This is a genomic window from Streptacidiphilus alkalitolerans, assembly GCF_042511045.1.
GTDB lineage: Bacteria > Actinomycetota > Actinomycetes > Streptomycetales > Streptomycetaceae > Streptacidiphilus > Streptacidiphilus alkalitolerans.
In genome coordinates, this window is record NZ_JBHEZX010000001.1 from 38,255 (window position 1) to 58,850 (window position 20,596).

Below are 20,596 nucleotides of genomic sequence, written 5' to 3' on the forward strand. Positions count from 1 at the left end.
TTCCAGCGGACGTGAAGTGGCAATCCCCCAGGGGCGCGGGGAACTGCGCGACCAGCCATGCACGGCGGTGCGCAGTCCCCCGAACCGAACCCCCGTCAGCGAGAGGCGTTCAGCTGAGCGGCGTGCTCCTGCAGGGAGCGAACCCCGACGTCGCCGCGAATCAGCGCATCGATCCCCTGCACCGCCGCCCCCATCGCCTGAACCGTCGTCAGGCACGGCACCGACCGTGCCACCGCCGCCGTGCGGATCTCGTAGCCGTCCAGCCGGCTGCCGGTCCCGTAGGGGGTGTTGATGATGAGGTCGACCTCGCCGTCGTGGATCAGCTGGACGATGGTCCGCTCGCCGTCCGCGCCAGGACCCTCGCTGTGCTTGCGCACCTCCGTGGCGACGATCCCGTTGCGGCGCAGCACCTCGGCCGTACCGGAGGTGGCCAGCACCTCGAAGCCGAGCTCGACCAGCGCGCGGGCCGGGAAGACCAGATTGCGCTTGTCGCGGTTGGCCACGGAGACGAACACCCGGCCCTTGGTCGGCAGCGCCCCGTACGCGCCCGCCTGGGACTTGGCGTAGGCGGTGCCGAAGGTGGTGTCGATGCCCATCACCTCGCCGGTGGAGCGCATCTCCGGGCCGAGCACGGTGTCGACGCCGCGGCCGTGGATGTCGCGGAAGCGGCTCCAGGGCATCACCGCCTCCTTGACCGCGATCGGGGAGTCCACCGGCAGCGTGCCGCCGTCGCCCTCCTTGGGCAGCATGCCCTCGGCCCGCAGCTCGGCGATGCTCGCGCCGAGCGAGATCCGGGCCGCCGCCTTGGCCAGCGGCACGGCCGTGGCCTTGGAGGTGAACGGGACGGTGCGCGAGGCGCGCGGGTTGGCCTCGAGCACATAGAGGATGTCCCCGGCCATGGCGAACTGGATGTTGATCAGGCCGAGCACGCCGACGCCCTTGGCGATGGCCTCGGTGGAGGCCCGCAGCCGCTTGATGTCGTAGCCGCCGAGGGTGATCGGGGGCAGCGCGCAGGCGGAGTCGCCGGAGTGGATGCCGGCCTCCTCGATGTGCTCCATGACGCCGCCGAGGTAGAGCTCGGTGCCGTCGTAGAGGGCGTCGACGTCGATCTCGATGGCGTCGTCGAGGAAGCGGTCGATCAGCACCGGGTGCTCGGAGATCAGCCCGGCGTGCCGCTTGAGGTAGTCGGCCAGGGACGGCTCGTCGTAGACGATCTCCATCCCGCGCCCGCCGAGCACGTAGCTCGGCCGGGCCAGCACCGGGTAGCCGATCTCGTCGGCGATGGCCTTGGCCTCGTCGAAGGAGAAGGCGGTGCCGTGCTTGGGCGCCGGCAGTCCGGCGTCCCGCAGCACCCGGCCGAAGGCGCCGCGCTCCTCGGCCAGGTCGATGGCCTCGGGCTGGGTGCCGACGATCGGCACGCCGTTGTCCTTGAGCGCCTGGGCCAGGCCGAGCGGGGTCTGCCCGCCGAGCTGGACGATGACGCCGGCGACCGGTCCGGCCAGGGTCTCGGCGTGGACGATCTCCAGCACGTCCTCCAGGGTGAGCGGCTCGAAGTAGAGCCGGTCGGAGGTGTCGTAGTCGGTGGAGACGGTCTCCGGGTTGCAGTTGACCATGACGGTCTCGTAGCCCGCGTCGCTGAGCGCGAAGGAGGCGTGGACGCAGGAGTAGTCGAACTCGATGCCCTGCCCGATCCGGTTCGGCCCCGAGCCGAGGATCAGCACCGCGGGCTTGGTGCGCGGCGCCACCTCGCTCTCCTCGTCGTAGGAGGAGTAGAAGTACGGGGTCTTCGCGGCGAACTCGGCGGCGCAGGTGTCGACGGTCTTGAACACCGGCCGGATGCCCAGCGCGTGCCGCACCTCCCGGACCACGTCCGGGTTCAGGCCGCGGATCTCGCCGATCTGCAGGTCGGAGAAGCCGTGCCGCTTGGCGTGCCGCAGGGTGTCCGGGTCGAGCTTGTCGGCCTCGGCGATCTCCTCGGCGATCTCGTGGATCAGGAAGAGCTGGTCCACGAACCAGGGGTCGATCTTGGTGGCGTCGAAGACCTCGCGCTGGGTGGCCCCGGCCCGGATCGCCTGCATCACCGTGTTGATCCGGCCGTCGGTCGGAATGCCCGCCTTGACCAGCAGCTCGTCCTTGTCGCCGGGCTCGCCGACGAAGGTGAACTGGCTGCCCTTCTTCTCCAGCGAGCGCAGCGCCTTGTTCAGCGCCTCGGGGAAGTTGCGCCCCAGCGCCATGGCCTCGCCGACCGACTTCATGGTGGTGGTGAGGGTGGCGTCGGCGCTCGGGAACTTCTCGAAGGCGAACCGCGGGACCTTGACCACCACGTAGTCGAGCGTGGGCTCGAACGAGGCCGGGGTCTTCTCGGTGATGTCGTTGGGGATCTCGTCCAGGGTGTAGCCCACGGCCAGCTTGGCCGCGATCTTGGCGATCGGGAAGCCGGTGGCCTTGGACGCCAGCGCGGAGGAGCGGGAGACCCGGGGGTTCATCTCGATGACGATGATGCGGCCGTCGTCGGGGTTGATCGCGAACTGGATGTTGCAGCCGCCGGTGTCGACGCCGACCTCGCGGATGATGGCGATGCCGATGTCGCGGAGCCGCTGGTACTCGCGGTCGGTGAGGGTCATCGAGGGCGCCACGGTGATGGAGTCGCCGGTGTGCACGCCCATCGGGTCGAAGTTCTCGATCGAGCAGACGACCACGACGTTGTCGTTCCGGTCGCGCATCAGCTCGAGCTCGTACTCCTTCCAGCCGAGGATGGACTCCTCCAGCAGCACCTCGGTGGTCGGCGACAGGGTCAGGCCCTGGCCGGCGATCCGGCGCAGTTCCTCCTCGTCGTGGGCGAAGCCGGAGCCGGCGCCGCCCATGGTGAAGGAGGGGCGGACCACGACCGGGTAGCCGCCGAGGGTGTCCACGCCGGCGATGATCTCGTCCATGCTGTGGCAGATCACCGAGCGGGCCGACTCGCCGTAGCCGATCTTGGCCTTGACGGCGGCGACCACGCCCTTGAACAGCTCGCGGTCCTCGCCCTTGTTGATGGCCTCGACATTGGCGCCGATCAGCTCGACGTCGTACTTGGCCAGAACACCGTTGTCGTGCAGCGAGATGGCGGTGTTCAGCGCGGTCTGGCCGCCCAGGGTGGGCAGCAGGACGTCGGGGCGCTCCTTGGCGATGATCTTCTCGACGAACTCCGGGGTGATCGGCTCGACATAGGTGGCGTCGGCGATCTCCGGGTCGGTCATGATCGTGGCCGGGTTGGAGTTGACCAGGATGACCCGCAGGCCCTCGGCCTTGAGCACCCGGCAGGCCTGGGTGCCGGAGTAGTCGAACTCGGCGGCCTGGCCGATGACGATCGGGCCGGAGCCGATGACCAGCACCGAGTGGATGTCTGTGCGCTTAGGCACGCTGGCCCTCCATGAGCTCTACGAAGCGATCGAACAGGTACGCGGCGTCGTGCGGACCGGCCGCCGCCTCCGGGTGGTACTGGACGCTGAAGGCGGGCTGGTCCAGCAGCTGCAGTCCTTCGACCACGTTGTCGTTCAGGCAGACGTGGGAGACGATGGCGCGCCCGTACGGGGTCTGCGTCTCGCCGTCCAGCGGGGCGTCCACGGCGAAGCCGTGGTTGTGCGCGGTGACCTCGACCTTGCCGGTGGTGCGGTCCTGCACCGGCTGGTTGATGCCGCGGTGGCCGTACTTGAGCTTGTAGGTGCCGAAGCCCAGCGCGCGGCCGATGATCTGGTTGCCGAAGCAGATCCCGAACAGCGGGGTCTTCCGCTCCAGCACCGCCTTGATCACGGTGAGGTCCACGGTGGACGGGTCGCCGGGGCCGTTGGACAGGAACACCCCGTCCGGCCCGCTCCCGTCGTCACCGACCGCGTAGACGTCCTCGACGGTGGCGTCGGCCGGCAGTACGTGCACCTCGATGCCGCGCTCCGCCATCCGGTGCGGGGTCATGCCCTTGATGCCGAGGTCGAGCGCGGCCACGGTGAAGCGCTTGGTCCCGATCGCCGGGACCACATAGGCCTCGGTGGTGGACACCTCGTTGAAGAGGCTGGCGCCCACCATCTGCGGGGCCTGCCGGACCCGCTCCAGCAGCGCGGCGTCGTCCGCCAGCGCCGGTCCGGAGAAGATGCCGCAGCGCATCGCGCCGTTCTCGCGCAGGTGGCGGGTCAGCGCGCGGGTGTCGACCCCGCTGATGCCGACGATGCCCTGGGCGGTCAGCTCCTCGTCCAGCGAGCGCCGCGAGCGCCAGTTGGAGGGCACCCGGGCGGGGTCGCGGACCACATAGCCGGCCACCCAGATCCGGGAGGACTCGCCGTCCTCGTCGTTGACGCCGGTGTTGCCGATCTGAGGGGCCGTCATGGTGACGACCTGGCGGTGGTACGAGGGGTCGGTCAGGGTCTCCTGGTAGCCGGTCATACCGGTGTTGAAGACGGCCTCGCCGAAGGTCTCACCGATCGCGCCGTACGCCTGGCCGCGGAAGACCCGCCCGTCCTCCAGGACGTAGGCAGCGGGCTTCCTCTCGGTACGTGCGGTCATCATGCGCCTTCCTTGTGTTCGATCGGGGCGTGTTCGATCGGAGCGGGTTCGATCGGAGCGTCGGCGGTCACCTTGGCGTGGGCCCGCATGAGCACCTCGATCGCGGTGACCCAGCTCTCGTGCTCGGCCGGGTGGTCGGCCCTGACCCCGGTGTCCAGCAGGGTGCCGCCGTGCTCCCAGGTGACCACCAGCAGGCCGCCCTCGGGGACGACCTTCCCGGCGATCCCCCGGTCGGTCCTGGCCCCGCGCAGCGCGGCGACCGGGACGAAGAAGCTCGCCGAGGCGGGGCGGACCACCTTCAGGCCCTCGGCGCCCAGGGTCAGTTCGACCAGGCTGCGGTCGCCCAGCCGGTGTGCGACCACCCGGTCCAGCCAGTTCCCGGCGGTGGTGCTGCCCAGGTAGCGGCCCTCCAGCTCCAGGATCGGCGGGGTGGTCGTGGTGGGGACGGCCGGCAGCGGCGGGATCCCCGACTGCTGGGTCCTGCGCCAGAGCCAGCCCTGCCGCATCAGCCAGTAGAGCAGCGCGATGATCACGAGCAGCCCGATGATCCAGCCGATCAGATCCCCCACATGGGTGACCGGCGCGGAGTGCGGCGCGTCGGCCGCGAGCAGCGTGGCGAGGCTCATACCAGCTCCCCGTCCAGGACCGTCGGCGTACCGCGCAGGAAGGTGGCGACCACGCGTCCGGGCAGGTCACGGCCGCGGTAGGGGGTGTTCCTGCTGCGGGTGGCGAAGGTGTCGGGGTTCACCGTTCCACGGTACGCGGGGTCCACCAGGACCAGGTTCGCCGGTTCGTCCACCGAGACGGGGCGGCCGTGGCCGGCCAGTCCGCCGATGGCGGCCGGGCGGTAGGACATCCGGTCGGCGACCTCGGCCCAGCCGATCAGCCCGGTGTCCACCATGGTCTGCTGGACCACCGAGAGGGCGGTCTCCAGGCCGACCATGCCCATCGCGGCGGCGGCCCACTCGCAGTCCTTGTCCTCGGACGGGTGCGGGGCGTGGTCGGTGGCGACGGCGTCGATGGTGCCGTCGGCCAGCGCCTCGCGCAGCGCCAGCACATCGGCCTCGGTCCGCAGCGGCGGGTTGACCTTGTAGACCGGGTCGTAGGAGCGGACCAGCTCGTCGGTCAGCAGCAGGTGGTGCGGGGTCACCTCGGCGGTGACGTCCCAGCCCTTGGACTTGGCCCAGCGGATGATCTCCACCGAACCGGCCGTGGACACATGGCAGACGTGCAGCCGGGAGCCGACGTGCGCGGCCAGCAGCACATCGCGGGCGATGATCGACTCCTCGGCGACGGCCGGCCAGCCGATCAGGCCCAGCTCGCCGGAGACCGCGCCCTCGTTCATCTGCGCGCCCTCGGTGAGCCGGGGCTCCTGGGCGTGCTGGGCGATGACCCCGCCGAAGGCCTTCACGTACTCCAGCGCGCGGCGCATGATCACCGCGTCGTCCACGCACTTGCCGTCGTCGGAGAAGACCCGGACCGCGGCGGCGGAGTCGGCCATGGTGCCGAGCTCGGCGAGCTGCTTGCCCTCCAGGCCGATGGTGACCGCGCCGACCGGCTGGACGTCGCAGTAGCCGGACTCCTTGCCGAGCCGCCAGACCTGCTCGACCACGCCGGCGGTGTCGGCCACCGGGAAGGTGTTGGCCATGGCGTGGACGGCGGTGAAGCCGCCCTTGGCGGCGGCGCGGGTGCCGGTGAGCACGGTCTCGGCGTCCTCGCGGCCCGGCTCGCGCAGATGGGTGTGCAGGTCGACCAGGCCGGGCAGGGCGATCAGGCCCTCGGCGTCGATCACCGTCTCGCCCTCGGCGGCGGCGAGCCCGGTGCCGAGTTCGGCGAAGACGCCGTCCTTGAGGCGCAGGTCCTGCGGCTCCCCGCCGAGGAGGCGGGCGTTCTTGATCAGGTAGCTGGTCACTTGCTGTGCTCCTCGGTGGGGCGTGCAGGAGAGAGGGCTGGCTCGGAGCCGCCGAGCAGCAGGTAGAGGACGGCCATCCGGATGCTGACGCCGTTGGCGACCTGCTCGACGATGGTGGAGCGGGTCGAGTCGGCGATCTCGGAGGCGATCTCCATGCCGCGGACCATCGGGCCCGGGTGCATCACGATGGCGTGGTCGGGCAGCGTCGCCGCCCGCTTGGCGTCCAGGCCGTAGCGGAGCGAGTACTCGCGCTGGGTCGGGAAGTAGGCGGCGTTCATCCGCTCGCGCTGGACCCGGAGCATCATCACCGCGTCGCTCTTGGGCAGCACCGCGTCCAGGTCGTAGGAGACGGCGCAGGGCCAGGTCTCGATGCCGAACGGGACCAGGGTCGGCGGGGCGACCAGGGTGACGTCCGCGCCCAGGGTGTGCAGCAGCCGGACGTTGGAGCGGGCCACCCGGCTGTGCAGCACGTCGCCGACGATGGTGATCCTGCGCCCGGCCAGGTCCCGGCCGAGGCCGGGGTTGAGGTGCCGGCGCATGGTGAAGGCGTCCAGCAGGGCCTGGGTGGGGTGCTCGTGGGTGCCGTCACCGGCGTTGACCACACTGCCGTGCAGCCAGTCCGACTCGGCCAGCCGCTGCGGGGCGCCGGAGGCCCCGTGCCGGATGACGACCGCGTCGGCGCCCATGGCCTGCAGGGTGAGCGCGGTGTCCTTGAGGGTCTCGCCCTTGGAGACCGAGGAGCCCTTGGCGGAGAAGTTGATCACGTCGGCGGAGAGCCGCTTCTCGGCCACCTCGAAGGAGGTGCGGGTGCGGGTGGAGTCCTCGAAGAAGAGGTTGACCACGGTGCGCCCGCGCAGGGTCGGCAGCTTCTTGACGGCCCGGGTGGAGACCTGGGCCATCTCCTCGGCGGTGTCCAGGATCAGCAGCGCGTCGTCGCGGGTCAGGTCGGCGGTGGAGATCAGGTGTCGCTTCACTGGGCGCTCCCGTTCGAATCGGCGTTCTGTCCGAGCAGGACCGCGTCGTGTCCGTCCAGTTCCGCCAGTTTCACCTTGACGGCCTCGCGCAGCGAGGTGGGCAGGTTCTTGCCCACGTAGTCGGCACGGATCGGCAGCTCCCGGTGGCCCCGGTCGACCAGGACGGCGAGCTGGACGGCGCGGGGGCGGCCCAGGTCGCCGAGGGCGTCCAGGGCGGCGCGGACGGTGCGGCCGGAGAAGAGCACGTCGTCGACCAGGACGACCAGCTTGCCGTCCAGGCCGCCGGGCGGGATCTCGGTGTGCTCAAGGGCGCGGGCGGGCTTGAGCCTCAGGTCGTCCCGGTACATGGTGATGTCCAGGGTCCCGAAGGGGATGTCCCGCCCGGTACTCCGATGCCCCGGGGAGCGACCCCCCGGACCCCCACGATCAATCTCCGCCAGGATGGTGTGCAGGCGGCGGGCGAGCAGGATGCCGCGGGTGGGGATGCCGAGCAGGACGACGTCCTCGGCGCCCTTGGCGCGCTCCACGATCTCGTGGGCGATCCGGGTCAGGGAACGGGCGATGTCGCTCTCGTCCAGGACCTGGCGGGCGCCGCCGGGGCTGTTCTCGCGCTGGGTACGGTCTGTTGCGGTCATGCCGAAGCCGACCTCCTTCCCCGCCTCACTGGACGGGCCTTAAAGGATGTCTGTGGAATGTCGTGGACACCGCTCCCCGGGGGAAGGGCGACCGCCGTCCACCCTATCAGGGTGATCATGCAGGCCAGGGCATCGCACGACTGCCCCATTCAGCTTGACGAAGTCATATCACTCTGCGTAACCTCACAGTGAGTTACGGCCGGGCGACGGATGCCCATCCTCCGCACCGTCTAGGGCAAGCAGAAGGCCAGTACAGGTTTTCGTACAGCGCACTCAGAGCGTCACGCCACATCACGTCCGGGGAGACCATTTGTCCAGCGACTACGCGAAGCAGCTCGGCGGCAAGCTGCGTGCGATCCGCACCCAGCAGGGGCTTTCCCTGCACGGCGTCGAGGAGAAGTCCCAGGGCCGCTGGAAGGCCGTCGTCGTCGGTTCCTACGAGCGCGGCGACCGCGCGGTGACCGTGCAGCGGCTGGCCGAACTGGCCGAGTTCTACGGCGTCCCGGTGCAGGAACTGCTGCCCGGCAGCACCCCGGGCGGAGCGGCCGAGCCGCCGCCGCGCCTGGTGCTGGACCTGGAGCGGCTGTCCCAGGTGCCGTCCGAGAAGGCGGGACCGCTGCAGCGCTACGCGGCGACCATCCAGAGCCAGCGCGGCGACTACAACGGCAAGGTCCTCTCGATCCGTCAGGACGACCTGCGCACCCTGGCCGTCATCTACGACCAGCCCGCCTCGCTGCTGGTGGACCAGCTGATCAGCTGGGGCGTGCTCGACCCGGACGCGCGCCGTGCGGTGCGCGAGGACGACTCGATCTGACCCGTTCGCTGCAGTGCAGAAACGTCACGGCAGTGGCCCGCCGCCCCGAGGGAGGGGAGGCGGGCCACTGCCGTGACCGCGTACGTCAGCGGAGGTGGCGGATGTGGCCGCTCATCAGCCGGCCGACACCGTCCAGGTCGCGGGCGATGATCAGGTTGAGCAGCCGCTCGTGCTCCTCGGCCGAGGCCAGCAGCCGGCCGCTCTCGACCAGCGCGGCCAGGCCGAACAGCCGTGAGCGCTTCCGGAGTTCGCCGACCGTCTGCACCAGGTGCCGGTTGCCGGTGAGCGAGAGCAGGGCCAGGTGGAACCGGCGGTCGGCCTCGGCGCAGCCGGTGAGGTCACCGGCCCTGGCGGCGGCGACGGTCTCCCGGGCCAGCGGGCGCAGCGGCTCGAGGTCGGCCCGGCTTGCGCTGCGGGCGACCTGGAGTGTGGCCGGGACCTCGATCAGCGCCCGCAGCTCGGTGAAGTCGTCCAGGTCCTGTTCGGTCACCGCGACCACCCGGAAGCCCTTGTTGCGGACCGTCTCGACCAGGCCCTCCTTGGCGAGGTCGAGCATCGCCTCGCGGACCGGCGTGGCGGAGACGCCGAACTCGGCGGCCAGCACCGGCGCGGAGTAGACCGCGCCGGGCCGGAGCTCGCCGACCACCAGGGCGGCCCGCAGCGCGTGGGTGACCTGCTCCCGGAGGCTGCGGCGCTCCGCCACCGCGGGGAGGTTGAGTATCCCGGGCGGCTCGGGACGTACGGGATGACGGGGTATCACGACCTCCTCCTCCGGACTGCTCGGCCCCTGATGCCCCATCATCCCGTACGTCCCGATCATCCCGCAGCGGGTCCCGGGTCCGGGCGCGGGGGTCAACGGCGGTCGAGGCGGCGGCCGGCCCGGGAGGAGATCCCGCCGAGCGCGGCCAGCGGGGCCTTGCGCGCGGCGGCGACCAGCACCTTGTAGCGGCGCGAGGGGATGCTGACCGAACGGCCCCTGGCCAGGTCCCGCAGCGCGTCGTCGACCACCCGGTCCGCCGACAGCCACATCCAGCCGCCCACCTCCGACATGTCGACCTCGGCCCGCTGGTGGAACTCGGTACGGGTGAAGCCGGGGCACAGCGCCAGCAGCCGCACGCCGGTCCCGGCCAGGTCGCGGGCCGCGCCCTGGGTGAACTGCACCACCCAGGACTTGCTGGCCCCGTACGTGCCGCGGGGCAGGAACGCGGCCACCGAGGCCACGTTGACCACCCCGCCGCGCCCGCGCTCGCGCATCCCCGGCACGGCGGCGGTGGTGAGCCGCAGCACCGCCTCGATGTGGAGCTTGACCATGGCCAGCTCCTGCGCCAGCGGCACCGTGAGGAAGCCGTCCCTGAGGCCGAACCCGGCATTGTTGACCAGCAGGTCGACCGGCCGCTCCGGATCGGCCAAGCGGGCCTCCACCGCGGCGATCCCCTCGTCCGTGGCCAGGTCGGCGACCAGCACCTCGACGCCGGTCCCGAACTCCGCGCCCAGGGCAGCCGCGGCACCGGCCAGCCGCTCCCCGTCCCTGGCGACCAGGACCAGGTCCGTACCGTCCTTGGCCAGGCGACGGGCGAAGGCCGCGCCGATCCCGGCCGTCGCGCCGGTGATGAGTGCTGTAGGCATACCCGCACCCTACCCATCCCGGCGCACCGGCCAGGGCTCTAGCTCTAGCCGACCAGGGCGGTGAGTTTGCGCAGGGACTCGTTGAGGGCCGTGGTGGTGGCGTCCTTGACGCGGGCCGCCATCATGTTGACCGCGGCGCCCTTGAACTCGCTCTCCACCGTCACCAGGGTCCCGCCGCCGTCCTCGGCCAGGATGTAGTGCTGCATCAGGGTGATCCCCATCGGGCCCTTGCCGGACAGCTTCCAGGAGCGGCCCGGCTCCAGCTCGGTCACCGTCCAGGCGGCCTCGGAGGGCATGCCCATCAGCGTCATCTTCTCGCTGAAGACGTCCCCGACCGCCAGGGCCTTGGGCGCGCCGCCCGGGAACGCGGTGTGGATGGTGTTCCACTCGCCGAAGCGGTCGAAGTCGCTGATGACCGCCCAGACCTTGTCGACGGGCGCGGGCACGGACGCGCTGACTGATACCTCGGGCATGGCTTCTCCTCCACGGTCCGGCCACGGGGGAGCCGCACGGCGCGGCAGCTCGGTCACCGGTCCCGGTGAGGCTAGCCAGAATCTGACGAACCATCAATAAATGTGACCGACCCATCTGCTGACTAATGTGAGGGGGTGAAACTCAGCCACGCCGACCGCCGCGCCCGGCTTGCGGACCGTCATCTGCTCGGCCCCGCCGCCCGCGCGGGCACGCCGGAGCAGGTCGCCGACGCCCTGGTCGGGCTGCATGCCACCGACCCGGCCACGGTGTTCCTGGCCGTGGCCGCCCGGATGGCCGGGGCCACCCCCGCCGCGCTGGAGCGGGCGCTCTACGACGAGCTGAGCCTGCTGCGACTGCTCGCCATGCGGCGCACCATGTTCGTGGTCGGCCGGGAGCTGGCCGCCGTGGTGGACGCCTCCACCGCGCGGGCCGTCGCCGCGAGGGAGCGCCGGCGGCTGCTGGCCTTCCTGGCCGAGGGCGGCGGCTGGGACGCGGCCTGGCTGGCGGCGGCGGAGCGGGAGACCCTGGCCGCGCTGGCCGCCGGTGAACCGCTCACCGGCGCGGAGCTGGGCGCGGCGGTGCCCGCGCTGCAGCAGCGGGTGGTGGTCGGCGCGGGAAAGCCCAACGAGACCACGCAGGCCGTCGCCTCCCGGGTGCTGCGGGTCCTCGCCGCCGAGAACCGGATCCGCAGGGACCGCCCGCGCGGCTCCTGGACCTCCAGCCAGTTCCGCTGGGTCCGCTCCGAGCCGTTCCCGGCGCCGCCCGCCGCCGAGGCCAGGGCCGAGCTGGCCCGGCGCTGGCTCGCGGCCTACGGGCCCGGCACCGAGGCCGACCTGGCCTGGTGGACCGGCTGGACCCTGGGCGACGTGCGCAAGGCGCTGCTCGCGGTGCGGGCCGAGCCGGTGCTGCTGGAGGACCAGGAGACCGGGTACGTCCTGCCGGGCGACACCGGGCCGGGCGGCCCGGAGACCGCCCCGTACGCGGCGCTGCTGCCCGCGCTTGACCCGACCGGGATGGGCTGGAAGCAGCGCGACTGGTACCTCCCGCCGGAGCACACCGCCGAGCTGTTCGACCGCACCGGCAACATCGGCCCGACCGTCTGGTGGAACGGACGGATCGTCGGCGGCTGGGCCCAACGGCCCGACGGCGAGCCGGTCTGGCAGCTGCTCGACGACGTGGGCGCGGAGGCCGAGGCCGCGGTCGGCGCGGCGGCGGCGGAGCTGGCCGCCTTCATCGGCCCGGCCAGGATCACCCCGCGCTTCCGCACCCCGCTGGAACGTCGGTTGTCGACTCCCTGACGCAGTGTCAGAGCACGTCCGCCAGCTCACCCCTGGAGGCCACGCCCAGCTTGGGGTAGGCCTTGTAGAGGTGGTAGCCGACGGTCCGTGAGCTGAGGAACAGCTGCGCGGCGATGTCCCGGTTGGACAGCCCCTGCGCCGCCAGCCGGACGATCTGCGACTCCTGCGGGGTGAGCAGCGCCAGCGCACCCGCCGGGCGTTCCCGCGCGGGCGCGCCGCCCCCGGTGGCGCCGAGCTCGGTGCGGGCCCGCTCCGCCCAGGGGGCGGCCCCGAGCTGCTGGAAGGCGTCCAGTGCGGCCCGCAGCGGGGTCCGTGCCTCGGCGGTGCGGCGCTCGCGGCGGAGCCACTCCCCGTAGAGCAGTTCGGTACGGGCCCGGTCCCAGGGGCGGTGCTGTTCACCGTGCAGTTTCAGGGCGGCCAGGAAGGCCGCCTCGGCCGCGGCGTCGGTGCTGAGCAGCGCCTCGCAGCGGAGCGCCAGCGCCGCCGCCCAGGGCTGGCCGCCGCGCCCGGCCCAGCCCCGGAAGTACCCGGAGGCCGTCTCCGCCCGCTCCGGCCGACGCAGCCGGACCGCCGCCTCCACCAGGTCGGGGACGGCCCGCAGCGCGGCGACATGGTGTCGCTGCGGGCCGTGGACCAGCGGTTCCAGCCGGGACAGGCACTCCTCGGCGCGGCCTTGGCCGAGGTCGAGCAGGCCCAGCGCCCACTGGGTCCACGGGCGTCCGGCCAAGCCGGCCGCCAGCGCGCGTTCCGCGCTGCCCCGGGTCAGTTGCTCGTCGCCGACGACCGCGGCCAGGTAGCCGAGGAAGCTGTGCATCTGGCTGGCCCACTGCGGCTGCCCGATGTCCTCGGCCAGCCGCAGCGACTCGGTGGCGTGGGCCAGCGCGTCCGCGGGCTGACCGGTGAACAGTTCCCCCTCGGCCAGGAAGAACAGCAGCGTCGGCAGGGCCCCGACCGCGCCCACCGCCCGGGCCTCGGCGACGAGTTCGCCGGCCAGCCGCACGGTCTCGGTGTCGTCGCCGAGGATCAGGGTGGCCCCGCAGAAGGTGCCGAGGTCGACCGGGACGGCCGCCCCCGCCGCCCGGGCCTGCGCGGCCACCTCGGCGACCGGTTCGGCGACCGGCTGCGGCGCGGCGTCGTCGTCCGGTCCGAGCAGGGCCCCGGTGACCGCGACCAGGTAGCGGACCAGCGGGGTGGACCACTGCTCCGGCGCGGGGGCGAGCGCCGCCAGCCGGTCCCGAACCAGGCCGACCTGCTGCTCGCCGAGGTACCAGGCGGCATGGAAGGCCTGGATCAGCACCCGCGCGGAGTGCTGCGGCGCGGTGTCGGTGACCAGGTCGGCGGTGCGCAGCAGCAGGTCGAGAGCGCCCTGGTGGTCGCCGTGCCAGAACCGGGCGATGCCCTGTACGAACAGCAGTTGGGCCTGGGTCAGCCGGTCCGGCGGGCCCGGCTCGGCGGCGATCCGGCGCAGCGCCTGCTCGGCGAGTACGGCGGCGCGGTCCGGTTCGCCGCCCTCCATGGCGGCCTCGGCGGCGTGGGCGTGCCGCCGGGTGGCGTCCGCCGCGGCCGGGCTGAGCCGGGCGGCCCGCTCATAGGCGGCGGCTGCTCCGGCGTGGCCGCCGCGCCCGGCCGCGTGCTCGGCGCCGCGTTCCAGCTCGGCGGCGAGCCGCTCGTCCGGCCCGGTGGCGGCCTGGGCCAGGTGCCAGATCCGGCGCCGGTCCTCGCCGTCGGCGGTGAGCGCCTCGGCCAGCGCCCGGTGGGTGGCCAGCCGCAGTGCCAGCGGGGCGCGCTGCTGGACGGCGGAGCGCAGCAGCGGGTGCCGGAAGCGGATCCTGGCCCCGTCCTCGACCTGGACCAGCCCCGCCTCCTCGGCGGCCCGCAGGTCCTCGGCCGCCGCGCCCAGCAGGGCCCCGGCCCGCAGCACCAGGTCCAGTTCGCCGGTCTCCTCGGCCGCGGCGACCAGCAGCAGCGACTGGGTGGCGGCCGGCAGCCGGGTGACCTGCCCGTGGTAGGCGAGCTGCAGCCGCCCGGTGAGCGCCATGCCGCCTGACGATCCGTCAGCGACTCTGCCGGGAGCGGCCGGAAGCTCGATCAGGGCCAGCGGGTTGCCGTGCGCCTCGGCCAGGATCCGGCGCCGTTCCGGCGGTCCCAGCGCGGTGGTCGCGGCCAGCAGGGCCTCGGCGGCCGGGCCGGCCAGGGCGGAGAGCCGCAGCTCGGGCAGGCCGGGGGCGGCCCAGGAGCCCTCCCCCTCGCGGGCGGCGAGCAGCAGCACCACCCCCTCGGCCTGCAGCCGCCGGGCGGCCAGCAGCAGTGCCTCGGTGGACTCCCGGTCCAGCCACTGGGCGTCGTCGACCAGGCACAGCAGCGGTTGCGGCTCGGCGAGTTCGGCCAGCAGCGAGAGCACGGCGAGGCCCGCCAGCAGCCGGTCGCCGGGGCCGGAACCCTGGCCGGGGCCAGGGTCCTCGGCCAGGCCGAAGGCGCGTTCCAGCGAGCGCCGCTGCGGCGCGGGCAGCCCCGGCAGCCGGTCCAGCGCGGGCGCCAGCAGCAGCGACAGTCCGGCGAAGGGCAGTTCGGCCTCGTACTGGACGCCAGTGGCGCGGATCACCCGGAAGCCGCTGCCGGCCGCGGTGCCGGCGGCGTGGTCGAGCAGCGCGGTCTTGCCGATGCCGGGCTCGCCGCGCAGCACCAGCGCCCCGCTGCGGCCCTGCCGGGCGTCGGCCAGCAGGGCGTCGACGGCGGCCTGTTCGTCCTCGCGTCCGTACAGCTGAGAAGGCACAACCGCACCCTACCTATCCGCGAAGTACCTAAGCGCGACAGATTCCGCGCCGTCCGGCCCTGCGTAGCTTTTTGACCTGCGGGGACACCGGGTCCCCCGGAAGAGCAGGGAGATTCCGATGACTGCCACCGCCACGCTGCAGGACCTGGCCGAGCGCTACATCGCCACCTGGAACGAGACCGACCCGACCGCCCGCCGGGCCCTGGTGACGGACCTCTGGGCCGAGGACGGCAGCTACACCGACCCGCTGGTCGCCGCCGAGGGCCTGGACGCCATCGACGCCACCCTGGCCGCGGTGCAGGGCCAGTTCGCCGGGCTGGTGTTCACCCTGGCCGGCCCGGTCGACGCGCACCACCACATCGCCCGCTTCGGCTGGGAGCTGGGCCCGGCCGGCGGCGAGGCGCTGGTCGTCGGCTTCGACGTGCTGGTCGCGGACGCCGAAGGGCGGATCGGCCAGGTGCACGGCTTCCTCGACAAGGTGCCCAGCGCCTGACGGTGCGCCACCTTCCCGATTCCCCCGCGCGGGCCTGCTCCCACAGGCCCGCGCGGGGCCCACCAGCCAGGAGAGTTGTGATGACCACCTCGACCGCCCCCGTCCCCTCCTCCGTCCCCTCACCCGTCTCCCCGGCGCAGCAGCAGCCGCCGACCGCGCCGCGCGGACTGCTTCCGGTGGTGCTGACCGCGACCTTCATGACCGCGCTTGACTTCTTCATCGTCAATGTCGCCATCCCCTCGATGCAGCTGAAACTGGGGGCGAGCGCCTCCGCGATCCAGTGGATCGTGGCCGGTTTCAGCCTGGCCCTGGCCGCCGGGCTGATCACGGCCGGACGGCTCGGCGACATCGCCGGGCGGCGCCGGGTCTTCAGCCTCGGCCTGGCCCTGTTCACCCTGTCCTCGGCGGCCTGCGGCCTCGCCCCCACCGCAGGGGTGCTGATCGCCGCCCGCGCCGTCCAGGGCCTGTCGGCGGCGCTGATGGGACCTCAGGTGCTGGTGCTCCTGCGCACCTCCTACCAGGGCGCGGCCCAGGCCAAGGCCTTCGCCATGTACGGGCTGACCATGGGCATCGGTGCGGTCTTCGGGCAGCTCATCGGCGGTCTGCTGATCAAGGCCGACCTGTTCGGGCTGGACTGGCGGGCCTGCTTCCTGATCAATCTGCCGGTCGGCCTGGCCACGCTGGCGCTGGTCCCGCGCACCGTCCCCGAGTCCCGGGCGCCGCAGCGGCCCCGGCTGGACAACACCGGGGTCGCCCTGGTCACCACCGCACTGGTGACCCTGGTCCTGCCGCTGATCCAGGGCCGCTCGCAGGGCTGGCCGCTGTGGACCTGGCTCTGCCTGGCCGGCTCCGCCGCCCTGTTCACCGGCTTCGGCCTGCACCAGCACCGGCTGAGCGGACGGGACGGCTCCCCGCTGGTCCACACCGGGCTGTTCCGGGAGCGGGCCTTCAGCGCCGGTATGGCCGCCCAGCTGGCCTTCTGGCTCGGCCAGGGCTCCTTCTTCCTGATCCTGGCGCTGTACCTGCAGCAGGGACGCGGCCTGGACGCGCTGGCCTCCGGGCTGGTCTTCACCGCGATCGGGGGCGGCTACCTGGCCACCTCGATGACCGCGCACCTGCTGGCCGCGCGGATGGGCCGTCAGGTGCCGGCGGTCGGCGCGCTGCTGATGGCGCTCGGCCTGGGCCTGCTCTGGCTGGCCGTCGGCTCCCTCGGCAGCGGCGGCGGCACCGACGGCGTGCTCCGGCTGGTGCCGGGACTGGTGGTGGACGGCCTCGGTATGGGCATGGTGATCGCCCCGCTCACCGGGGCGGTGCTGACCCGGGTCAGCCCGCAGCTGGTCGGCTCGGCCTCCGGGGTGCTGGCCACGGTGCAGCAGGTGGCCGGGGCGCTGGGGATCGCGCTGATCGGCATCGTCTTCTACGGCGCGGTCGGCGACGGGGCCGCGAGCGGCTACCCGCACGCCTTCCAGCTGGGGCTGGCCGCACTGGTCGCGCTGGAACTGGTGCTGGCCGGGCTGGTCCAGCTGCTCCCCCGCCGGGCAGGGGCCGCGGCCTGAGCGCCCGTCAGTCCCCCGTCGGCGCCGTGCGCACCTGGTGCGCACGGCGCTGCGGCGGTTCAGCCGATTCAGTCCAGGGCGATCTCGTCCAGCGGGAAGCCCGGGGCGGCCGCCGCACCGGGCAGGCAGACCGCGATCCAGGACGCGGCCGGCAGCGACAGGTCGAGCAGTACGTCGGCGGCGTTGCGCGGGGTGAAGCCGCCGCCCTCGGCCCCGCCGTCGAAGCCCCAGCCCCAGGCCACCGAGCCGCGCTCCTCGCACATCCCGGACAGCAGCGCCCCGCCGGTCAGACCGAGCGCGTAGCCGGTGCAGAGCAGCGAGCAGAACAGGTCCAGGTCCGCGTCCTCGATCCGCAGCACGGCGCCGCCGTCCTCCGCCCCGGTGCGCTCCAGCAGCAGGTCCGCCCAGGCCTCCACCGGCGGCTCCGCCGGCGGGCGCAGGGCGCAGACCAGCCGGAACCGGCCGGGACCCGCCCCCAGCAGCATCCGCCGCAGCGCCGCGGCCCCCCGCTCGTAGGCCTCCCGCAGCGGCTCCTCGGGGAACACCCCGGTGGCCGCCGCCTCGGCGGTCTCCGCGAGCAGCCGTTCCAGTCTGCGGTGCACCAGGCCGCGCCGGCGGGCCAGCACCAGCCGTCCCAGGAACTCGTCCAGCGGCTCGTCCTCGTAGCGGACCCACTCCACGTCGGCGGCCGGGTCGGCGGTGTAGGCGGTGTGGCTCCCCGGGTCGGCCAGCGACAGGCCGTGCTGCCGGCAGAAGTCGACCAGGTCGCCGGGGTGGAAGGCGCGGCCCTTGAGCGTGCCGCCGGCCTCCCGGATCCGCCCGATCAGCTGCTCCATCTCCTCCAGGTAGACCGCGAAGGAGCTGTACTCGGTGCCGCCGTCGCGGCGCAGTTCCTCGAAGTCCTCCCGGCTGGTGATGATGCCGACCAGGGTGGGCGCGGCGGCGTCCTGGGGCGCGCAGCGGCGGGAGCGGAGCTCCTCCCGGCGGCGGGAAGCCCCCGGGCAGGAGGCGGGCGCGGCGGTCCTGGCGGTCGGACGGGTACGGGCGTGCCTGGCGGCCATGGGGACTCCTCGGGGGCGGTGCGGGGAACGTGGTGCGGGGGGAAGCTGCTGCGGCCCGTCGACCGCTAACTGCGTCCTCCCCTGTCGCGTCCGCCCCAAGCGCACGCTGTGTCACAGGACTGTCACCAAAAGTGACGCGGCGCTGGCGGCGAAAAGGCCCGGCGCGGTCCCCGAGGGGAGCGCGCCGGGCCTTCGCGGTGCCGTCGTCAGTCGCGGGTCGCGCGCAGCGAGGGCTTGAGGTCCAGCAGCCGGGCCAGCAGTCCGTTGACGAACGCCGGGGAGTCGTCGGTGGAGAACTCCTTGGCGATCTGGACCGCCTCGTCCAGGACGACCGCGTCGGGGACGCTGTCCACCCAGATCAGCTCGTACGCGCCCAGGCGCAGCACATTGCGGTCCACGATGGGCATCCGGTCCAGCGTCCAGCCCACCGCGTAGGTGGAGAGCAGGTCGTCGATCCGGGCGGCGTACTGGGTGTAGCCCTCGACCAGCTCCATCGTGTACTCGCTGACCTGCGGTGTGCCCTCGTCCGGGGTGCGCGCGCGGCGCACCCAGTCCGCGAGGACGGACAGCGGGGAGACGCCCCGGTGGTCCGCCTCGAAGAGGATCTGGAAGGCGCGGGTGCGGGCCTTGTTGCGTGCGGTGGACACGGTTAGCTGTTCACCCGGCCGAGGTAGTCGCCGGTGCGGGTGTCGACCTTGATCTTCTCACCGGTGACGATGAACAGCGGGACGCCGATCTCGTGGCCGGTCTCCAGGCGCGCGGGCTTGGTGCCGCCGGTGGAGCGGTCGCCCTGGACGCCGGGCTCGGTGTACTCGATGACCAGCTCGACCGAGGTCGGCAGCTCGACGTACAGCGGCGCGCCCTCGTACATGGCGACGGTGGCCTCGAAGCCCTCGAGCAGGTAGTTGGCGTTGTCGCCGAGCACCGCCGGGCTGATGGTGATCTGGTCGTAGGTGTCCATGTCCATGAACACGAAGTCCTCGCCGTCCTTGTACGAGAACTGCATCCCGCGCTTGTCGACACTGGCCGTATCGACCTTCACGCCGGCGTTGAAGGTCTTGTCGACGACCTTGCCGGACAGCACGTGCTTGAGCTTGGTGCGCACGAAGGCCGGGCCCTTGCCGGGCTTGACGTGCTGGAACTCGACGACGGACCAGAGCTGGCCATTGTCGAGCTTGAGCACCATGCCGTTCTTGAGGTCGTTGGTGGAAGCCACGGTCGCACTAACTCCTGTGATATATCGCTGTCTGTCAAGGAACGGGTCCCAGCACCAAGAGGGCGGTGTCCGCGGACCCGAGGGGGTCACAGGGCGAGGAGCTCCTTGGTGGTTATGGTGAGCAGCTCGGGGCCACCGTCCACGGACGGTCGCACGACGAGCGTGTCCTCGATCCGGACCCCGCCCCTGCCAGGGATGCACACCCCGACGCCGACGGTTACCGGCACACGATTGTCAAGCTTACCCAACTCCTGGGGACCCAGATGCGGCTCCTCCCCGATCTCGAGTCCGACACCCCCTCCCACCCCCTCGCCGGCCCCGTGTTCCCGGGCCCGCTGCGGTTCGATCCCGGCCGCGTCGAGGACCTTCCGCGCGGCCAGGTCGGCCGCGTCGCAGCCGCTGCCGACCGCCAGCGCCTCGCGCGCCGCGCGCTGGGCCGCGAAGACCTGGCGGTGCAGCTCGGCCTGCCAGTCGGCCGGGCTGAGGCCGATCACAAAGGTACGGGTCACCGCGGCGCGGTAGCCGCGGTAGCAGGCGCCCAGCGCCACCGTCAGGAACTCCCCGTCCTCGACCCTGCGGTCGCCGGGCACGTGGTCGGGGCGGCCGGAGTGGTCCCCGGCGCCGACCCGGACCGGGAAGGCGGAGCCGTCCGCGCCGTGGTCGATCATCCGGCGCTCCAGCTCCATCGCCAGATGCCGTTCGGTCCGGCCGACCATGATCGACTCCAGCAGCTCGCCCAGGGCCTGGTCGGCGATCTCCCCGGCGATCCGCAGAAAGCCGATCTCGCCCTCGTCCTTGACCGTGCGCAGTTGCTCCACTGCCAGGCCCAGGTCCCTGACCTGCCCGGCCCCGGCGGCGGCGACCACGGCGCGGTGCCGGGTGACGGTGAGGTCGTGCTCCTCCACCCCGAGCGCGCCGCCGGTGCGGTGGGCGGCCAGCACCACGGCCGGGTCGGCGCCGGGCGGCACCGGCACCGGGCTCAGCCCGCCGTCCGGCTCCGCCACGGGGGTCGGGACGGCCGCGTCGACCAGCGCCGCGTCCCGGGTGAGCAGCAGCGCCCGCGGCTCGGCGGAGCCGGTCAGCCAGCGGAGGTTCGCCGGGCGGGTGACCAGGGCGGCGTCCAGCCCCGCGGCGCTGCACCGCCCGCGGAGCCGGTCGCGGCGTTCTGCGTGCACGTCGGCCATGCTCCGAGCGTAGGTACCGCCGCCGGAAGCCGCCGCTCGGCGGG

Annotated in this window: 18 protein-coding genes; 4 read left to right on the forward strand and 14 right to left on the reverse strand. The window is 72.9% G+C overall.

The genetic code is table 11. The annotated features are described in order from the left end of the window. Nucleotides 1–95: 95 nt before the first annotated feature. The 6 genes from carB to pyrR are packed head-to-tail and all read right to left on the reverse strand — an operon-like array spanning nt 96 to nt 8,057. Nucleotides 96–3,401, reverse strand: coding sequence for a carbamoyl-phosphate synthase large subunit (gene carB / locus ACEZDG_RS00190; protein WP_380500850.1), 3,306 nt, complete (start codon nt 3,399–3,401; stop codon nt 96–98). Beyond that, nucleotides 3,394–4,539 carry a glutamine-hydrolyzing carbamoyl-phosphate synthase small subunit gene (carA, locus tag ACEZDG_RS00195; protein WP_380500852.1) on the reverse strand — a complete coding sequence of 382 codons (1,146 nt, stop codon included), beginning with the start codon at nt 4,537–4,539 and terminating at the stop codon, nt 3,394–3,396. The genes carB and carA overlap by 8 nt, the downstream gene beginning before the upstream one ends. Then, entirely contained in the window at nt 4,536–5,162 is a 627-nt protein-coding gene (locus ACEZDG_RS00200) for a PH-like domain-containing protein (RefSeq protein WP_380500854.1), read from the reverse strand. The genes carA and ACEZDG_RS00200 overlap by 4 nt, the downstream gene beginning before the upstream one ends. Continuing rightward, entirely contained in the window at nt 5,159–6,448 is a 1,290-nt protein-coding gene (locus ACEZDG_RS00205; RefSeq protein WP_380500856.1) for a dihydroorotase, read from the reverse strand. The genes ACEZDG_RS00200 and ACEZDG_RS00205 overlap by 4 nt, the downstream gene beginning before the upstream one ends. Beyond that, on the reverse strand, nt 6,445–7,422 hold the full coding sequence (locus tag ACEZDG_RS00210; RefSeq protein WP_380500858.1) for an aspartate carbamoyltransferase catalytic subunit: 978 nt from the start codon (nt 7,420–7,422) through the stop codon (nt 6,445–6,447). Before ACEZDG_RS00210 ends, ACEZDG_RS00205 begins: the two co-directional genes overlap by 4 nt. Further along, nucleotides 7,419–8,057, reverse strand: coding sequence for a bifunctional pyr operon transcriptional regulator/uracil phosphoribosyltransferase PyrR (gene pyrR / locus ACEZDG_RS00215; protein WP_380500860.1), 639 nt, complete (start codon nt 8,055–8,057; stop codon nt 7,419–7,421). Before pyrR ends, ACEZDG_RS00210 begins: the two co-directional genes overlap by 4 nt. Nucleotides 8,058–8,367: 310 nt before the next feature. Here pyrR and bldD point away from each other — a divergent pair, with 310 nt between their 5' ends. After that, nucleotides 8,368–8,871, forward strand: coding sequence for a transcriptional regulator BldD (gene bldD / locus ACEZDG_RS00220; RefSeq protein WP_042406621.1), 504 nt, complete (start codon nt 8,368–8,370; stop codon nt 8,869–8,871). 85 nt (nt 8,872–8,956) lie between these two features. Here the strand turns inward: bldD and ACEZDG_RS00225 are convergent, their stop codons facing one another. From ACEZDG_RS00225 to ACEZDG_RS00235, 3 genes are all read right to left on the reverse strand, one after another. Then, entirely contained in the window at nt 8,957–9,631 is a 675-nt protein-coding gene (locus ACEZDG_RS00225) for a GntR family transcriptional regulator (protein ID WP_380500862.1), read from the reverse strand. 92 nt (nt 9,632–9,723) lie between these two features. Next, nucleotides 9,724–10,497, reverse strand: a complete 774-nt coding sequence (locus ACEZDG_RS00230; protein WP_380500864.1) for an SDR family NAD(P)-dependent oxidoreductase — start codon at nt 10,495–10,497, stop codon at nt 9,724–9,726. A 44-nt stretch (nt 10,498–10,541) separates the two neighbouring features. Continuing rightward, nucleotides 10,542–10,970 (reverse strand): type II toxin-antitoxin system Rv0910 family toxin, encoded by a 429-nt coding sequence (locus tag ACEZDG_RS00235; RefSeq protein WP_380500866.1) that lies wholly within the window; start codon nt 10,968–10,970, stop codon nt 10,542–10,544. 135 nt (nt 10,971–11,105) lie between these two features. On the opposite strand from ACEZDG_RS00235, the gene ACEZDG_RS00240 reads away from it, so the two are divergent. Next, the gene (locus ACEZDG_RS00240; RefSeq protein ID WP_380500868.1) at nt 11,106–12,269 is read left to right on the forward strand and encodes a winged helix DNA-binding domain-containing protein; all 1,164 of its coding nucleotides are present in this window, start codon (nt 11,106–11,108) and stop codon (nt 12,267–12,269) included. A gap of 7 nt (nt 12,270–12,276) precedes the next feature. Here ACEZDG_RS00240 and ACEZDG_RS00245 read toward each other — a convergent pair whose 3' ends face one another. After that, complete coding sequence (locus ACEZDG_RS00245; RefSeq protein WP_380500870.1) at nt 12,277–15,042, reverse strand: ATP-binding protein; 2,766 nt, start codon at nt 15,040–15,042, stop codon at nt 12,277–12,279. A 118-nt stretch (nt 15,043–15,160) separates the two neighbouring features. Here ACEZDG_RS00245 and ACEZDG_RS00250 point away from each other — a divergent pair, with 118 nt between their 5' ends. Together ACEZDG_RS00250 and ACEZDG_RS00255 are read left to right on the forward strand one after the other, a co-directional pair. Beyond that, entirely contained in the window at nt 15,161–15,535 is a 375-nt protein-coding gene (locus ACEZDG_RS00250) for a nuclear transport factor 2 family protein (RefSeq protein WP_380500872.1), read from the forward strand. Between the two features lie 80 nt (nt 15,536–15,615). Beyond that, nucleotides 15,616–17,091 (forward strand): MFS transporter, encoded by a 1,476-nt coding sequence (locus tag ACEZDG_RS00255; RefSeq protein ID WP_380500874.1) that lies wholly within the window; start codon nt 15,616–15,618, stop codon nt 17,089–17,091. A 68-nt stretch (nt 17,092–17,159) separates the two neighbouring features. Here ACEZDG_RS00255 and ACEZDG_RS00260 read toward each other — a convergent pair whose 3' ends face one another. The 4 genes from ACEZDG_RS00260 to ACEZDG_RS00275 form a co-directional block, all read right to left on the reverse strand. Further along, a complete protein-coding gene (locus tag ACEZDG_RS00260; protein WP_380500876.1) occupies nt 17,160–18,152 on the reverse strand; it encodes a hypothetical protein in 993 nt (330 codons plus the stop codon). A gap of 206 nt (nt 18,153–18,358) precedes the next feature. Next, complete coding sequence (nusB, locus tag ACEZDG_RS00265) at nt 18,359–18,799, reverse strand: transcription antitermination factor NusB (protein WP_380500878.1); 441 nt, start codon at nt 18,797–18,799, stop codon at nt 18,359–18,361. Between the two features lie 2 nt (nt 18,800–18,801). Beyond that, the gene (gene efp, locus ACEZDG_RS00270) at nt 18,802–19,368 is read right to left on the reverse strand and encodes an elongation factor P (protein ID WP_380500880.1); all 567 of its coding nucleotides are present in this window, start codon (nt 19,366–19,368) and stop codon (nt 18,802–18,804) included. A gap of 86 nt (nt 19,369–19,454) precedes the next feature. Beyond that, a complete protein-coding gene (locus ACEZDG_RS00275; protein WP_380500882.1) occupies nt 19,455–20,552 on the reverse strand; it encodes a M24 family metallopeptidase in 1,098 nt (365 codons plus the stop codon). Nucleotides 20,553–20,596: the final 44 nt, after the last annotated feature.

Excerpts from the sequence above, each read along its gene's own strand:
- carA (WP_380500852.1), bottom strand. The coding sequence starts at position 4,539 with ATGATGACCGCACGTACCGAGAGGAAGCCCGCTGCCTACGTCCTGGAG.
- ACEZDG_RS00200 (WP_380500854.1), bottom strand. The coding sequence starts at position 5,162 with ATGAGCCTCGCCACGCTGCTCGCGGCCGACGCGCCGCACTCCGCGCCG.
- pyrR (WP_380500860.1), bottom strand. The coding sequence starts at position 8,057 with ATGACCGCAACAGACCGTACCCAGCGCGAGAACAGCCCCGGCGGCGCC.
- ACEZDG_RS00230 (WP_380500864.1), bottom strand. The coding sequence starts at position 10,497 with ATGCCTACAGCACTCATCACCGGCGCGACGGCCGGGATCGGCGCGGCC.
- ACEZDG_RS00235 (WP_380500866.1), bottom strand. The coding sequence starts at position 10,970 with ATGCCCGAGGTATCAGTCAGCGCGTCCGTGCCCGCGCCCGTCGACAAG.
- ACEZDG_RS00250 (WP_380500872.1), top strand. The coding sequence starts at position 15,161 with ATGACTGCCACCGCCACGCTGCAGGACCTGGCCGAGCGCTACATCGCC.
- ACEZDG_RS00255 (WP_380500874.1), top strand. The coding sequence starts at position 15,616 with ATGACCACCTCGACCGCCCCCGTCCCCTCCTCCGTCCCCTCACCCGTC.
- ACEZDG_RS00260 (WP_380500876.1), bottom strand. The coding sequence starts at position 18,152 with ATGGCCGCCAGGCACGCCCGTACCCGTCCGACCGCCAGGACCGCCGCG.
- ACEZDG_RS00275 (WP_380500882.1), bottom strand. The coding sequence starts at position 20,552 with ATGGCCGACGTGCACGCAGAACGCCGCGACCGGCTCCGCGGGCGGTGC.